Source organism: Vogesella sp. AC12, assembly GCF_024437575.1.
GTDB lineage: Bacteria > Pseudomonadota > Gammaproteobacteria > Burkholderiales > Chromobacteriaceae > Vogesella > Vogesella indigofera.
Genome location: NZ_JANFNU010000005.1, coordinates 105424 through 119732 on the forward strand (window position 1 = coordinate 105424; position 14309 = coordinate 119732).

Sequence of the window (14309 nt, forward strand, 5' to 3'; positions counted from 1 at the left end):
GTGGTTGAAGTCGCACGCCTGGAAAGCGTGTTCAGGGTAATACCCTGACGGGGGTTCGAATCCCCCTCTCTCCGCCAGATTTCCATCGTGCCGCTGTCGCGGTCCGATATTGCAGTACACCTCACGGAGAGGTGGATGAGTGGTTGAAGTCGCACGCCTGGAAAGCGTGTTCAGGGTAATACCCTGACGGGGGTTCGAATCCCCCTCTCTCCGCCAGTATTGAAAAAGCCAGCTGCCTGCAGCTGGCTTTTTTGCGTTTGCGCTACTGCCCCGGCAGCTGCCAGTCGCCCTTGCTGCGGAACGGCATGTCCCCTAGCCCGCCGACGCCGAACACGGTGCCGTCAATCTCGTAGCGCAGCGCCGTATGGTTGCCCGCCAGTTTGCCCAGCTGCTTCAGCCAGCCGGAGAGCGAGGTGTGCAGCAGCACCTTGACGGTATCGTTGCCCAGCGGCGGGATGCTGAACGGCTGGCTGCTGGCGCCGCGGGCAAAATTGTCGCCGTCGAGGCTGACATTGAAACGCAACCCCTGCGCGCTGAGCGGCTGCTGGTTCGGGTTGCTGATGCGCAGCGTGACCTCGAACTCCTGCTCGAACAGCGTGGCCTTGCCGGTGGGCTGGATGTCGGCCAGTTGCACTTCCGGCTGTGGTCGCGACAGGCTGGCGCAGCCGCTGAGCAGTGCCGCCAGCAGTAGCGGGGTCAGATATTTCAGCATCGGTGCCTCCATTAATGGCGTGGTGGACAATACTCAGTGTATCTGCCCGCTTGTGACCGTGCGTTGCTGTTTTATCGATATCTGTTGCGTCAAGGTTGCAAGCGCTGACGCTTTGTTTCATATTGATGTGCTATTCGTTCAGGATAAATGACGGTTCATATTATGCCAGTGTGGCTGGCGCGGACGGTCATGGTGGTGGCGAGGAGCAAGATGAACGCAGCAAAGAAAATCCGTTTGTACCTGCAGTCCGGGCAGGATGCAGCCCAGGTCGAAATCCTGCTGCAGCTGGCATTCAGCCTGCAGACCGGCAAGCCGTTCCAGTTGCAGCCGCTGCATGACCTGGACGAGCCGTATTTCGATACCGCGCTGCAGCTGATCCGCGAGTGGCATCTGGATCACCACATCGCCTCGCGCAGCAAGTTGCTGGAAATGATCTACGCCCGCGGCCAACGTGTGGCCGCGCGCAATGCGCCGCTGCCGGTTGTCACGGAACATTAACCTTGCGGGACTAAGCTTGCCTTGTTGCATCCTGTTTCGCTGATAGTCCCTGCAATCCTGTCGCAATTTGGCCCGCCACTGCGGGCCGTTTTCTTTTCAGTCCGCGCCCGGCCACTGCAGCTGGCCGTGGCAGGCCTCGTTGAGGCTGGCGATCAGTGCTGCGCCCTGTGACTCGGCAATACTGAAGCTGAGCAACACTGCCGCGCCATGCTCCACCGCCAGCAGTTGCACGTCAGCCGCCTGCAGCAGGCGGCGCAGCCTGCCTTCCAGCGGGTAGGGCGCGAGGCACTGCAGCTGCTGCTGGCGGATCAGTGGCAGCCGCACCGCCTGTTCCAGCGCGCTGGCAACGCTGTCGGTGTAGGCGCGCACCAGGCCGCCGGCGCCGAGTTTCACGCCGCCGTAGTAGCGCACCACGCTGGCCAGCACGCCCTCCAGCTGCTGGTGGCGCAGCACCTCCAGCATCGGGCGACCGGCGGTGCCGGACGGTTCGCCGTCGTCGTTGGCCGCAGAGTGGCCGCCGGCCATCAGCGCCCAGCAGACATGCGCCGCCGCCGGGTGTGCCGCTTTCAGCGCCGCGATGCGTGCCAGTGCGGCTTCTCGATCCGCCATCGGTTCGACACAGCCGAGGAAGCGGCTTTTTTTGATCTCGATCTCGCTATGGACCGCGTGTTGCAGGGTGAAGGGCATGCTGGTTCGGCAGGTAAGGATCGGATGGTTGCGGCCAACCTTGATGCGCTGGCGGCAAGGTTGGCCGCAAGTGGAGAGCTTGCTTTAGTTGCAGAACATGAAATCGTTCGGCTGGTCATGCAGTAGCCGGCCCGGGCAGGGCGCCACTTGCATGGCTACTCCATATATAGGGTGGCAAACGCTGTGAGCAGTGACAGCGAGGTCGCCTGCGGGATGGCTGCAGTTGCGCCACGCGCATCACGCCAAGGCCGATGCGCTTGACGGACGGGCACGGCCACGATTGTCGCAGTTTTGCCGGCTGTGGACGAGGGCGGCTAGCGGTTCAGCGCCAGACGCAGGCCGAAGCCGACGAAGGCGAGGCCGAGCACGCGGTCGAGCAGGCGCTGCAGTCGCGGCGAGCGTAGCCAGGCACCGGCACGCGCCGCCACCAGCGCCAGCATGCCGAACCACAGTATCCCCATCAATGCGTGGATCAGTGCCATCAGTACGCTGAGGGTAAACACGTCCTCGCCGGGGGCGATGAACTGCGGCAGAAAGGTAACGTAGAACAGCCCGACCTTGGGGTTGAGCTGGTTGGTCAGCACGCCGCGCCACAGCCATTGCCAGCCGCTGGCCGCCGTGCGCTGCGCGTCCGGCTCGCCCAGTGAGGAGGTGCGGCCGCGCAGCAGTTGCCAGCCCAGCCACAGTAGCCACAGCGCGCCGCCAATGCGTAGCGCGGTATAGGCGGTTTCCGATGCTGCCAGCAGTGCACCGAGGCCAATGGCCACCAGCAGCCCCCACAACAGCACGCCGCCGCAGATGCCGATGCCGGCCAGCCAGGCGGTGCGACGCCCTTCGTTGATCGCGGTGCGCAACACCAGTGCGGTATCGAGGCCGGGGGTGATGGTGAGGACGGCGGCGGCGAGGCTGAATAGCAGCAGGGCATTGCTCATGGCGGGGTTTTCCGGGCGGGTGCGGGATGATGATCTTGCCATGAATGGGTAAGGGCAGGGAGGGGCAGTGTTGCGTTGCTGTTGCGGTCGCCGAAGGGTGGGCTATATTTTTGTTGCGTTTCGATCGCAGGCGAAAACGTTCTTGCGTTATATTTTATATTGTCCAACAAGTTGATTTTAGATTGTATACAATAGGCAAGTTGGCAAATAAAATTGATAGAGGTGAGTTCTCATGCAGTTTCAGGCATTCGCGCGCAAACAAACCGCACTCCGTGACGCCATTACGGCAGCCTATCGCCGTGACGAGCAGGCTTGCGTCAAGACACTGACCGCCGAGGCGCAGATGTCGTCCGAGCAGGTGACCTCGGTCAAGGCCCTGGCCGCCAAACTGGTTTCGAAAGTGCGCAGCGAGCGCACCAAATCCAGCGGTGTTGACGCGCTGATGCATGAGTTCTCTCTCTCCAGCCAGGAAGGCGTGGCGCTGATGTGCCTGGCCGAAGCGCTGCTGCGCATCCCGGACCGCGTTACCGCCGATCGCCTGATCCGCGACAAGATTTCCGGCGGCGACTGGAAGTCCCATCTGGGCAACAGTTCTTCGCTGTTCGTCAACGCCGCTGCCTGGGGCCTGCTGGTCACCGGCAAGCTGGTGTCGTCGCACAGTGCGCACGGCCTGTCTTCGGCCCTGACCCGCCTGATCGCCAAGGGTGGCGAGCCGCTGATCCGCAAGGGTGTCGATCTGGCGATGCGCATGCTGGGCAAGCAGTTCGTGACCGGCGAAACCATCGACGAGGCACTGGTCAACGGCCGCGAGCGCGAAGCCAAAGGCTACCGCTTCAGCTACGACATGCTGGGCGAAGCGGCGATGACCGAGGCCGACGCACAGCGTTACCTGCGTGACTACGAAATCGCCATCCACGCCATCGGCAAGGAATCCAACGGTCGCGGCATTTACCAGGGGCCCGGCATCTCGGTGAAGCTGTCGGCGATCCACCCGCGTTACGCGCGCATGAAGCACGAGCGGATGATGGCAGAACTGCTGCCACGTCTGAAACAGCTGTTCCTGCTGGCCAAGCAGTACGACATCGGCCTTAACATCGACGCCGAAGAGGCCGATCGTCTGGAGATCTCGCTCGACCTGATCGAAGCGCTGGCCAATGATCCGGATCTGGATGGTTTCGAAGGTATCGGCATCGTGGTGCAGGCCTACCAGAAGCGCTGCCCGTACGTGATCGACTACCTGATCGACCTCGCCCGCCGCAGCAAGCACCGCTTCATGGTGCGGCTGGTGAAGGGCGCCTACTGGGATGCCGAGATCAAGCGCGCCCAGGTCGACGGCCTCGACGGCTACCCGGTGTACACCCGCAAGGTCTACACCGACGTGTCCTACCTCGCCTGCGCCAAGCGCCTGCTGGCGGCACAGGACGCGATCTATCCGCAGTTCGCCTCGCACAACGCCTACACCCTGTCCGCGGTGTACCACCTTGCCGCCGGCAAGGACTACGAATTCCAGTGCCTGCACGGCATGGGCGAGAGCCTGTACGACCAGGTGGTCGGTGCCGACAACCTCGACAAGCCGTGCCGCATCTACGCGCCGGTCGGTTCGCACGAAACCCTGCTCGCTTACTTGGTGCGCCGCCTGCTGGAGAACGGGGCCAACTCCTCGTTCGTGAACCGCATCGTTGACGAGAGCGTGTCCATCGACGAGCTGGTAGAAGACCCGGTCGCCGAAGCACTGCGTCAGGGCGGCGAGCCGCATCGCAAGATCACCCTGCCACGTACCCTGTACGGTACCGAGCGTCTCAACTCGCTGGGCATGGACCTGTCCAACGAGCATGTGCTGCAGCAGTTGAACGACGCGCTGAATGCCGGTGCCGCGCAGAGCCTGCACCTGAAGCCGATGTTGGCCGCAGGCCCGCTGAGCGAAGGCGTGGCGCAGAACGTGCTGAACCCGGCCAACCTGCAGGACGTGGTCGGCACCATTCAGGAAGCCAGCGCCGCCGATGTCGAGCTGGCCTTGCAGCAGGCTGTACTCGCCGCACCGCAATGGGCCGCCACCGCGCCGGCCGAGCGTGCCGCCTGCCTGGAGCGCATGGCTGACCTGATGGAACAGCACATGGCCACCCTGATGGGGCTGGCCGTGCGCGAAGCGGGTAAGACCTTTGCCAACGCCATCGCCGAAGTGCGCGAGGCGGTCGACTTCTGCCGTTACTACGCGGCACAGGTGCGTCGTGAGTTCGACAACCAGACTCACCCGGCACTGGGCCCGGTGGTGTGCATCAGCCCGTGGAACTTCCCGCTGGCGATCTTCATCGGCGAAGTGGTGGCCTCGCTGGCCGCCGGCAACGTGGTACTGGCCAAACCGGCCGAGCAGACCGCGCTGATCGCCGGTTTTGCCGTGCAGCTGCTGCATCAGGCTGGCGTGCCGGCCGGTGCGCTGCAGTTCCTGCCGGGCCGTGGCGAAGTGGTCGGCGCCGCGCTGACCCGCGACGAGCGCGTCAAGGGCGTGATCTTTACCGGCTCCACCGAGGTGGCGCAGCTGATCAACCGTACCCTGGCCAAGCGCAGCGGCGAAGTGCCGCTGGTAGCCGAAACCGGCGGCCAGAATGCGATGATCGTCGACAGCTCGGCGCTGCCGGAACAGGTGGTGGCCGACGTGATGTCGTCCGCCTTCGACTCCGCCGGCCAGCGCTGCTCGGCACTGCGCGTGCTGTACCTTCAACAGGACATCGCCGACAAGGTCATCACCATGATCAAGGGCGCGATGGACGAGCTGCGTGTCGGCAACCCGGCGCTGCTGGAAACCGATATCGGCCCGGTGATCGACGCCGAAGCGCAGCAGGGCCTGCTGCGTCACATCGACAGCATGAAAACCAAGGCGCGCGACTGCTACCAGGCGAGGCTGACGCCGGAGTGTGCCGACGGCACCTTCGTGGCGCCGACCCTGTTCGAGATCGACAGCGTCAGCCTGCTGCAGCGCGAGGTGTTCGGCCCGGTGCTGCACGTGATCCGCTTCTCGGCGCAGGATATCGACCGCGTGGTGGATGAAATCAATGCCACCGGCTACGGCCTGACCCACGGCATCCACAGCCGCATCGACGAGTCCATCGACAACATCGTCGCCCGCATCAAGGTCGGCAACGTCTACGTCAACCGCAACATCGTTGGCGCCGTGGTCGGTGTGCAGCCGTTCGGTGGCGAAGGCAAGTCCGGTACCGGTCCGAAGGCCGGCGGCCCGTTCTATGTCTACCGCCTCAGCGGCGCCAGCTGGAATCCGGAACTGGCGGCCAACCCGGTGGTGCCGGCGCTGTCCGAACTGGATCGCCTGCAGGGCGTGCTGGCGCAGGTGCTGCCTGACGCAACCGCCCAGACCCGTTTGCGCGAAGCCATCGCCTATGCCCGTCGCCACACGCCGCTGGCGAACATGGTGGCGCTGCCAGGTCCGACCGGCGAGCGCAACAGCCTGCACTTCGCTGCCCGCGGTCGCGTCGGTTGCCTGGCGTTGACGCTGGAAGGCCTGCTGCAGCAACTGGTGGCGGTGTTTGCCACCGGCAACAGCGCGGTGCTGCTGGACGGCGCGCTGACCGCCGCCTTGCCGGCGACGCTGGCCGGCTTCTTCGTGGCCAAGGGCGGCGATGTCGCCAGCGCCGACGTGACGGCCGTGCTGTACGAGGGCGATGCCGCCGACCGCCTGCGCCAGACCCTGGCGCAGCGTGACGGTGCGCTGATTCCGCTGCTGACCGCGGATGAGGACGGCTACAACCTGCATCGCCTGGTTGTGGAGCGCGCAGTGAGCGTAAACACCACAGCTGCAGGCGGTAATGCCAGCCTGATGAGCATTGGTGACTAATCAGACTTGCCTGAGGTTGGCCGCATTGGAATAATGCGGCCAACCTTGGCATTTTGCCTTGGAGCGGCACAATCGTTCCGATGTCTTTCCCTGACATAACTAGAGAAGAGAAACATGCAACTGACCAAAATGACCCGCCTTTCCCTCGCTGTTGCTGCTGCGCTGACTTTGGCTGCGTGCGGCAATAAAGAAGAAGCCCCGGCCGACGCATCTGCCGCTCAATCCGGCGCCGCTGCTGGTGAAGTCGTGAAGCTCGGCTTTGCCGCGCCACTGACCGGCCCACAGTCGCACTACGGTGAAGAGTACAAAAACGGCGTGACCCTGGCGATCGAAGATGCCAACGCCGAGAAGCCAACCATCGGCGGCAAGCCGGTGACCTTCGAACTGGTGGCAGAAGACGACCAGGCCGACCCGAAAACTGCGACCCAGCTGGCGCAGAAATTCGTCGACAACCAGGTAAGCGGCATTGTTGGTCACTTCAACTCCGGCACCTCGATCCCGGCTTCGAAGATCTACTCCGACGCAGGCCTGCCACAAGTGGCCATGGCGACTGCCCCGGCTTTCACCCAGCAAGGTTACAAGACCACTTTCCGCTCCATGACCTCCGATACCCAGCAAGGTTCGGTAATGGGCAAGTTCGTGGTTGAGAAGCTGGCCGCCAAGAAGATCGTCATCGTTGACGACCGTACCGCTTACGGCCAGGGTCTGGCTGACGAATTCGAGAAGGCAGTCAAGGCCGCTGGTGGCGAAGTCGTGAAGCGCGAGTTCACCAACGACAAGGCAACCGACTTTGCCGCCATCATCACCTCGATCAAGGGCACTGCACCTGACGTGGTGTTCTTCGGTGGCGCCGATGCGCAGTCCGCCCCGATGGCCAAGCAGATGAAGCGTCTGGGCCTGAAGGCACCGCTGGTATCCGGCGAAATGACCAAGACCCCGACCTTCCTGAAGCTGGCTGGCAAGGAAGCCGAAGGCACCATCGCCTCGCTGGCTGGCCTGCCGCTGGAAAAAATGCCTAAAGGTGGTGACTACGCCACCCGTTACAAGGCTCGCTTCAACGCTGACGTGGCAACCTACTCGCCATACGGCTACGACGCGACTCGCGTGATCATCGCGGCGATGAAAGAAGCGGATTCGGTCAAGCCGGCTGACTACCTGCCGAAACTGGCCGCGATCAACTACTCCGGCGTGACTTCCGCAGCCTGGTCCTACGACCAGAACGGCGACCTGAAAGACGGCGGTATCACCGTGTACAAGGTTGAAGGCGGTGAGTGGAAGGTTATGGAAACTATTGGTGGTGCCGGCGCTGCCGCAGCCCCTGCTGCTTCCGCTGCCCAGTAAGTTTCAGGTGGCAGGACAAAAAACCGGCACAGGTTTCTGTGCCGGTTTTTTTTATGGCTGTTATTCAGCTGCTAGCGGCAGCTGCCGCCGCTGTTGTGTCGTTGCAAGGTGGGGGTGACTGAATGGCGTTGGCGGCAGGCACGGAGGCGAGAGCGGGTGCGGGCTGCGGCTGGTCCGCTGCCCGCCGGTGATGCTCCGCAGGCGTGTTGCTGTGGGTATTGCGAGGGCTGGCTGGATACGACAAGAGGCATCACTACCGGGGTAGTTGATGCCTCCTGTTTTTCGCGCGTGTCCTTGAAAAGCGTAATGCTCTGCAAGGCGGGGCGATGACGCTGCGCTGCTGCGACGCTCATCGCGCCATTGACTGCGATTTCATTGCCGGCGAGCAGTGCTGTAGCGCGCCGCCTGCCGGCGTCTGCTTATGCGTCCGGTACGTTCAGCGAGTTGATGCTGAAACCGCCATCGACATAGGTGATTTCACCGGTGATGCCCGACGCCAGGTCGGACAGCATGAAGGCGGCGGTGTTGCCGACTTCTTCGGTGGTCACGTTGCGGCGCAGGCAGGACTGGTTGGCCGCCATCGACAGCAGCTTGCCGAAGCCGGAGATGCCGGCTGCGGCCAGGGTCTTGATCGGACCGGCGGAAATGGCGTTCACGCGGATGCCGTCCTTGCCCAGGCTGGCTGCCATGAAGCGAACCGAAGCTTCCAGGCTGGCCTTGGCCAGACCCATCACGTTGTAGTTCGGGATCGCGCGCACCGCGCCGAGGTAGGACAAGGTCAGCAGCGCGCCGTTGCGGCCCTGCATCATCGGACGGGCGGCCTTGGCCAGCGCCGGGAAGCTGTAGGCCGACACGTCGTGTGCGGTCTGGAATGCTTCGCGGGTCAGTGCGTCGAGGAAATCGCCTTCCAGCGACTCGCGCGGGGCGAATGCAATGGCGTGTACCAGGCCGTCTAGGCCGTCCCATTCCTTGCCAAGGTCAGCAAACAGCTGCTCGATTTCCTGATCGTTCTGTACGTCGCAGCGGAATACCTGTGTGCTGCCGAAGTCGGCGGCCATTTCGCGGACGCGGTCTTCCAGTTTGTCTACGACATAAGTGAACGCCAGTTCCGCGCCCTCGCGGTGACAGGCCTGCGCGATACCGTAGGCAATCGACCGGTTAGAAATCATGCCGGTAATCAGGATCTTTTTACCCTGCAAGAAACCCATGTTGAATCCTTCGTTATTTTCAAGCAAGCGCGCATTATAACCGCCTATTGTCCGACAGTGTTTGTTCTCTCTGCGCTTGTCGTGCGCGGTGTGTTGAAACAGCCCCTGTCAAGGCTTGCTGCCCGTGCCGGGTATTGCTACCATCGCCCATCAAACCTGAAATTGACAGACTTCGAGAGGAAGACGATGAGCGACCTGATCCTGCATGTGACTGATGATTCTTTCGAACAAGAAGTACTTAAGTCCGAGCAGCCGGTGCTGGTGGATTACTGGGCCGAGTGGTGCGGTCCCTGCAAGATGATTGCACCGATCCTGGATGATGTTGCCAAGGAATATCAGGGCCGTCTGACCGTTGCCAAGCTGAATATCGACCAGAACGAAGCCACTCCGCCGAAGTTCGGCATCCGTGGCATCCCGACGCTGATGCTGTTCAAGGGCGGCGAAGTGGCCGCAACCAAGGTTGGCGCTTTGTCCAAAACGCAACTGGTTGAATTCCTGAACAATAACCTGGCCTGATTGAATTGACACGCCTGTACTGATCGGCTATCTTCAAGCCAGATCTTCAAAAGTCGAGCGACCTGACACGGTCGCTCGATTCTCATCTGATTTCCCCCGTACTCATTAGCAGCGCATCCCGTTTTTTGTCCCGTTACCGGTCGACGCCACACATACCATGCATTTATCCGATCTCAAGCATCAGCACGTCAGCGAACTCGTAGAAATGGCCATCGCCAACGAGATCGACGGTGCCAACCGCCTGCGCAAGCAGGATCTCATCTTTGCCATCCTGAAGCATCAGGCCAAAAAAGGCGAAAGCATCTTCGGTGAGGGCACCCTGGAAGTGCTGCCTGACGGTTTCGGCTTTCTGCGCAGCCCGGAAGCATCCTATCTGGCCGGTCCTGACGACATCTATGTCAGCCCGTCGCAGATCCGTCGCTTCAACCTGCATACCGGCGACACCATCGACGGCGAAATCCGCACGCCGAAAGAGGGCGAGCGTTACTTTGCCCTGGTCAAGGTGGACAAGGTCAATGGTGGCCCGCCGGAAGCGGCCAAGCACAAGATCCTGTTCGAAAACCTGACGCCGCTGTTTCCGACCGAACGTCTGGTGCTGGAACGCGACATCAAGGCCGAAGAAAACATCACCAGCCGCATCATCGACCTGATCGCGCCGATCGGTAAAGGCCAGCGTGCCTTGCTGGTGGCACCGCCAAAGTCGGGCAAGACGGTGATGCTGACCCACATCGCGCACGCGATCACCACCAACCATCCGGAAGTGGAAATGATCGTGCTGCTGATCGACGAGCGTCCGGAAGAAGTGACCGAGATGCAGCGTTCGGTGAAGGGCGAAGTGGTGTCCTCGACCTTCGACGAACCGGCCACCCGTCACGTGCAGGTTGCCGAGATGGTGATCGAGAAGGCGAAACGTCTGGTCGAACACAAGAAGGACGTCGTGATCCTGCTGGACTCCATTACCCGTCTGGCCCGCGCCTACAACACCGTGATCCCGTCCTCCGGCAAGGTGCTGACCGGTGGTGTCGACGCCAATGCGCTGCAGCGTCCGAAGCGTTTCTTCGGTGCGGCGCGTAATATCGAAGAAGGCGGCTCGCTGACCATCATCGCCACCGCGCTGGTCGATACCGGTTCGCGCATGGACGACGTGATCTTCGAGGAGTTCAAGGGTACCGGCAATATGGAACTGCACCTCGACCGCCGCATGGCGGAGAAGCGCACCTTCCCGGCGATCAACATCAACCGCTCCGGCACCCGCCGCGAAGAGCTGCTGATCCAGCAGGACCAGTTGCAGCGCATCTGGGTATTGCGCAAGTTGCTGTACCCGATGGACGATCTGGAGGCGATGGAGTTCTTGCTGGGCAAGATCAAGGCCACCAAGACCAACCTGGCTTTCTTTGATTCGATGCGTCGCTAAGACGCCAGGCATGACTGTTCAAACGCCAGGTTTCCCTGGCGTTTTTCTTTGCAGAAGCGAAATAATGAACTGGATGGACTTACTGCTGGATCTGGACGGCTATTCGATTATCGGCACGGTGGCGTTTGCGGTTTCCGGCTACCTGCTTGGGGTGCGCAAGCATCTCGACCTGCTGGGGGTGGTGATTGTCACGCTGCTGACCGCGATCGGCGGTGGCATCATCCGCGACATGCTGGTTGGCCGCATGCCGATGGTGTTCCTCGATAACACCAACCTGGTGGTGATCGCGCTGACGGTGCTGCTGGCGTGGCTGGTGCGGCTGCACAAGCGCGAGAACGAGGTGCTGACCACGCTGTTCATCATCGCCGACTCCATCGGCCTGGTGGCGTTCAGTCTGGCCGGGGCCAAGCTGGGAGTGGAGTTCCATCTCAATGCTTTCGGCGTGATCCTGCTTGGGTTTGTGACCGCGGTCGGCGGCGGCATCGTGCGCGACATGATGGTCAACGACGTGCCGTTTATCCTGCACAAGGATTTTTACGGTACGGTGTCGATCGTGGTGGCGGCACTGCTGTTCGTGCTTAGTCGCTTCGGCTGGGATCATCTGCTGGCGGTGCAACTGGTATTCGTCGCCGGCGTGGCGCTGCGCCTGCTGGCGCACTGGGGCGAGCTGTCGCTGCCCAAGCTGGCGGCGCAACGGAAAGGACGGGATAACTGATGTGGCCTGCCGAGTTCGAGCGTGCCCACGCCTGGTTTGCCGCGGCACTGGCGCAGATGCCGGCGGCGGCGGACGATGAGGGTCTGTTGCCGCGACCGCAGGCGCGCAGCCAGGCGGCGGTATTGCTGGCCATCGTCTGGCAGCAGGGTGAGCCCAGCGTGTTGCTGACGCGGCGTACCGCGCACCTGCGCAGTCATGGCGGTCAGATCAGCCTGCCCGGCGGCAAACTGGAGCCGCAGGACGCGGATGCGGCCAGTGCTGCCTTGCGCGAGGCGGAAGAGGAGGTCGGTCTGCCGCCGGCGCTGGTGCAGCTGGCCGGGGTGATGCCGCCCTACGTCACCATTACCGGCTACGAGGTGACGCCGGTGCTGGGCCTGCTGTCGCAACCGTTTCAGCCGGTGCCGGCACCGGACGAGGTCGACGAGGTGTTCTTCGTGCCGCTGGCGCACCTGATGGATGTCGCCGCCTACCAGCGCCACGCGGTGCAACGCGATGGCTTCAGCGGCCACTACTATGCGATCAGCTACGGTGACTACTTCATCTGGGGTGCCACGGCGGCGATGTTGCGGCGGCTGGCGCTGCACCTGGCGGCGTGGTCGCGCTGAGGCTGTCGGCAGTCGCGAAACGAAAAAAACCACCGCATTGCGGTGGTTTTTTGTTTGCGGCCAACCTTGGCGCTTAGCGCTTTGGCGGGCTGAACAGCGCCGAGGTCTGGCGCGGCTTGCCGCTGCCACCCTGGCGTGGCTTGCCGCCACCACCGGCCGGTTTGCCGCTGCCGCCGTTGCGCGGCTGGCCTGCCGGCTTGCGCAGCGGGGCATCCTCGGTCGGCGAAATGCCCAGTGCGTGCAGCGTCAGCGTTGGCTGGCGCGGGCCGTCGTCGTGGAAGTAGTTGCCGTTCGGCTCCTGCTGCGGATTGCGCTTGGGCGCGTTGTTGCGCGACTCGTTGCGACGCGGTTCGGCGGCGGCCTGTGGCTGGCGCGGCTTGCCGGCTGCCGGCTTGGCGCTGCCGTTGGCCGCTTTGGCGGCGGCGGGCTTGCCGTTGCTGCGTGCGGCGGCCGGACGGGCGGCGTCATCACGCGGCTCGTTGCGACGGCCGTTGCTGTCACCCTGGCGCGGTTTGGCTTGTGCTGCCGGCTGGCGGCGCTGGTTGCTGCCAGCACTGCCTTCGCGACGCTTGCTGCTGCCTTTTGGCGGCGTGGCGGTCGGGGTCAGCGCGCCGTGGATGTAGCGGCCAAGGCCGATCTCGATGGCCTGCGGTTCTTCGTTGGGGTTGGCCTCGAAGCCGGGCACGGTGAAGCGGTCCACGGTCTGCTTGGTCAGTTTTTCGATGTCACGCAGGAAGCCCAGCTCGTCCACGCAAACCAGCGAGATCGCCTCGCCGACGCAGCCGGCACGGCCGGTACGGCCGATGCGGTGCACGTAGTCTTCCGGTACGTTCGGCAGCTCGTAGTTGACCACGTGCGGCAGTTCTTCGATGTCCAGACCGCGGGCGGCGATGTCGGTGGCAACCAGTACCGGCAGGCTGCCGTCCTTGAAGCCGGCCAGCGCCTTGGTGCGCGCGCCCTGGCTCTTGTTGCCGTGGATCGCCATCGAGGCGATGCCGGCTTTTTCCAGTTTTTCCGCCAGACGATTGGCGCCGTGCTTGGTGCGGGTGAACACCAGTACCTGGTGCCAGTCACCGCCCTTGATCATCTCGATCAGCAGCTCTGTCTTGCGGTCGCGGTCGACCAGATGCACTTTCTGGGTGATCTGGGCGTTGGTCTGGTTCGGGCGCGCCACTTCCACCAGCTTAGGCTGGTTCAGCAGCTTGTCGGCCAGGGTCTTGATCTCGCTGGAGAAGGTGGCCGAGAACAGCAGCGTCTGGCGTTCCTTCGGCAGCATCGCCAGCACTTTCTTGATGTCGTGGATGAAGCCCATGTCCAGCATGCGGTCGGCTTCGTCCAGCACCAGGATCTCGACGCCGGACAGGTCGACGGTCTTCTGGCCGGCGTGGTCCAGCAGGCGGCCCGGTGTCGCCACCAGGATATCGACCGGCTTCTTCAGCTGGGCGATCTGCGGGTTGATGCCGACACCGCCGAACATCACCATCGATTTCAGTGGCAGGTATTTGCCGTACTCGCGCACGGATTCTTCCACCTGGGCGGCCAGTTCGCGGGTCGGGGTCAGCACCAGTGCGCGCGGACGGCCCTTCTGCTTGGACGGCTGGTCCATCAGGCGGTGCAGCAGCGGCAGGGTGAAACCGGCGGTTTTACCGGTACCGGTTTGCGCTGCGGCCAGCAGGTCGCCGCCTTGCAAGACTTGAGGAATGGCCTGCGCCTGGATAGGGGTAGGCTGGGTGTAGCCGGTATCGGCTACGGCACGCAACAGTGGCTCGGCAAGGCCCAGGGCGGCAAAAGTCAGTTCGGACATTTATTGTGCAATCAGGATGTCTGCCCATTG

The 14309-nt window shown here is 63.0% G+C and carries 12 protein-coding genes and 2 tRNA genes (1 of these 14 running past the window's edge); 9 read left to right on the forward strand and 5 right to left on the reverse strand.

Going from position 1 to position 14309, the window contains the following annotated elements; all coding sequences use genetic code 11:
- Positions 1–77, forward strand: a tRNA-Ser gene (locus NOM55_RS10005) (it extends 114 nt beyond the left edge of the window).
- Between the two features lie 48 nt (positions 78–125).
- Positions 126–216: transfer RNA gene (locus NOM55_RS10010), tRNA-Ser, on the forward strand.
- Positions 217–262: 46 nt separating this feature from the next.
- Here the strand turns inward: NOM55_RS10010 and NOM55_RS10015 are convergent.
- On the reverse strand, positions 263–712 hold the full coding sequence (locus tag NOM55_RS10015) for an LEA type 2 family protein (RefSeq protein WP_255908461.1): 450 nt from the start codon (positions 710–712) through the stop codon (positions 263–265).
- A 147-nt stretch (positions 713–859) separates the two neighbouring features.
- Here NOM55_RS10015 and NOM55_RS10020 point away from each other — a divergent pair, with 147 nt between their 5' ends.
- Entirely contained in the window at positions 860–1210 is a 351-nt protein-coding gene (locus tag NOM55_RS10020) for a hypothetical protein (protein ID WP_255908462.1), read from the forward strand.
- 96 nt (positions 1211–1306) lie between these two features.
- Here NOM55_RS10020 and NOM55_RS10025 read toward each other — a convergent pair whose 3' ends face one another.
- Together NOM55_RS10025 and NOM55_RS10030 are read right to left on the reverse strand one after the other, a co-directional pair.
- Complete coding sequence (locus tag NOM55_RS10025) at positions 1307–1897, reverse strand: YigZ family protein (protein WP_255908463.1); 591 nt, start codon at positions 1895–1897, stop codon at positions 1307–1309.
- 314 nt (positions 1898–2211) lie between these two features.
- Positions 2212–2829 carry a LysE family translocator gene (locus NOM55_RS10030; RefSeq protein WP_255908464.1) on the reverse strand — a complete coding sequence of 206 codons (618 nt, stop codon included), beginning with the start codon at positions 2827–2829 and terminating at the stop codon, positions 2212–2214.
- A 232-nt stretch (positions 2830–3061) separates the two neighbouring features.
- Here NOM55_RS10030 and putA point away from each other — a divergent pair, with 232 nt between their 5' ends.
- Both putA and NOM55_RS10040 read left to right on the forward strand, forming a co-directional pair.
- On the forward strand, positions 3062–6676 hold the full coding sequence (putA, locus tag NOM55_RS10035) for a trifunctional transcriptional regulator/proline dehydrogenase/L-glutamate gamma-semialdehyde dehydrogenase (RefSeq protein ID WP_255908465.1): 3615 nt from the start codon (positions 3062–3064) through the stop codon (positions 6674–6676).
- 114 nt (positions 6677–6790) lie between these two features.
- The gene (locus tag NOM55_RS10040) at positions 6791–8017 is read left to right on the forward strand and encodes a branched-chain amino acid ABC transporter substrate-binding protein (protein ID WP_120811159.1); all 1227 of its coding nucleotides are present in this window, start codon (positions 6791–6793) and stop codon (positions 8015–8017) included.
- 419 nt (positions 8018–8436) lie between these two features.
- Here the strand turns inward: NOM55_RS10040 and fabI are convergent, their stop codons facing one another.
- Complete coding sequence (fabI, locus tag NOM55_RS10045) at positions 8437–9225, reverse strand: enoyl-ACP reductase FabI (protein ID WP_047967083.1); 789 nt, start codon at positions 9223–9225, stop codon at positions 8437–8439.
- A gap of 186 nt (positions 9226–9411) precedes the next feature.
- Between fabI and trxA the strand changes: the two genes are divergently transcribed.
- The 4 genes from trxA (at position 9412) to NOM55_RS10065 (ending at position 12475) form a co-directional block, all read left to right on the forward strand.
- On the forward strand, positions 9412–9741 hold the full coding sequence (gene trxA / locus NOM55_RS10050; RefSeq protein WP_047967082.1) for a thioredoxin TrxA: 330 nt from the start codon (positions 9412–9414) through the stop codon (positions 9739–9741).
- A gap of 157 nt (positions 9742–9898) precedes the next feature.
- Positions 9899–11155 carry a transcription termination factor Rho gene (gene rho, locus NOM55_RS10055; protein ID WP_047967081.1) on the forward strand — a complete coding sequence of 419 codons (1257 nt, stop codon included), beginning with the start codon at positions 9899–9901 and terminating at the stop codon, positions 11153–11155.
- Positions 11156–11219: 64 nt separating this feature from the next.
- Complete coding sequence (locus NOM55_RS10060) at positions 11220–11870, forward strand: trimeric intracellular cation channel family protein (protein WP_202902734.1); 651 nt, start codon at positions 11220–11222, stop codon at positions 11868–11870.
- Complete coding sequence (locus tag NOM55_RS10065) at positions 11870–12475, forward strand: CoA pyrophosphatase (RefSeq protein WP_255908466.1); 606 nt, start codon at positions 11870–11872, stop codon at positions 12473–12475. Before NOM55_RS10060 ends, NOM55_RS10065 begins: the two co-directional genes overlap by 1 nt.
- A gap of 73 nt (positions 12476–12548) precedes the next feature.
- On the opposite strand, the gene NOM55_RS10070 is transcribed toward NOM55_RS10065, so the two are convergent.
- On the reverse strand, positions 12549–14279 hold the full coding sequence (locus tag NOM55_RS10070; RefSeq protein WP_255908467.1) for a DEAD/DEAH box helicase: 1731 nt from the start codon (positions 14277–14279) through the stop codon (positions 12549–12551).
- Between the last annotated feature and the right edge of the window lie 30 nt (positions 14280–14309).

Excerpts from the sequence above, each read along its gene's own strand:
- NOM55_RS10060 (WP_202902734.1), top strand. The coding sequence starts at position 11,220 with ATGAACTGGATGGACTTACTGCTGGATCTGGACGGCTATTCGATTATC.
- rho (WP_047967081.1), top strand. The coding sequence starts at position 9,899 with ATGCATTTATCCGATCTCAAGCATCAGCACGTCAGCGAACTCGTAGAA.
- putA (WP_255908465.1), top strand. The coding sequence starts at position 3,062 with ATGCAGTTTCAGGCATTCGCGCGCAAACAAACCGCACTCCGTGACGCC.
- NOM55_RS10070 (WP_255908467.1), bottom strand. The coding sequence starts at position 14,279 with ATGTCCGAACTGACTTTTGCCGCCCTGGGCCTTGCCGAGCCACTGTTG.
- NOM55_RS10025 (WP_255908463.1), bottom strand. The coding sequence starts at position 1,897 with ATGCCCTTCACCCTGCAACACGCGGTCCATAGCGAGATCGAGATCAAA.
- NOM55_RS10030 (WP_255908464.1), bottom strand. The coding sequence starts at position 2,829 with ATGAGCAATGCCCTGCTGCTATTCAGCCTCGCCGCCGCCGTCCTCACC.
- trxA (WP_047967082.1), top strand. The coding sequence starts at position 9,412 with ATGAGCGACCTGATCCTGCATGTGACTGATGATTCTTTCGAACAAGAA.
- NOM55_RS10015 (WP_255908461.1), bottom strand. The coding sequence starts at position 712 with ATGCTGAAATATCTGACCCCGCTACTGCTGGCGGCACTGCTCAGCGGC.
- NOM55_RS10065 (WP_255908466.1), top strand. The coding sequence starts at position 11,870 with ATGTGGCCTGCCGAGTTCGAGCGTGCCCACGCCTGGTTTGCCGCGGCA.
- fabI (WP_047967083.1), bottom strand. The coding sequence starts at position 9,225 with ATGGGTTTCTTGCAGGGTAAAAAGATCCTGATTACCGGCATGATTTCT.
- NOM55_RS10020 (WP_255908462.1), top strand. The coding sequence starts at position 860 with ATGACGGTTCATATTATGCCAGTGTGGCTGGCGCGGACGGTCATGGTG.
- NOM55_RS10040 (WP_120811159.1), top strand. The coding sequence starts at position 6,791 with ATGCAACTGACCAAAATGACCCGCCTTTCCCTCGCTGTTGCTGCTGCG.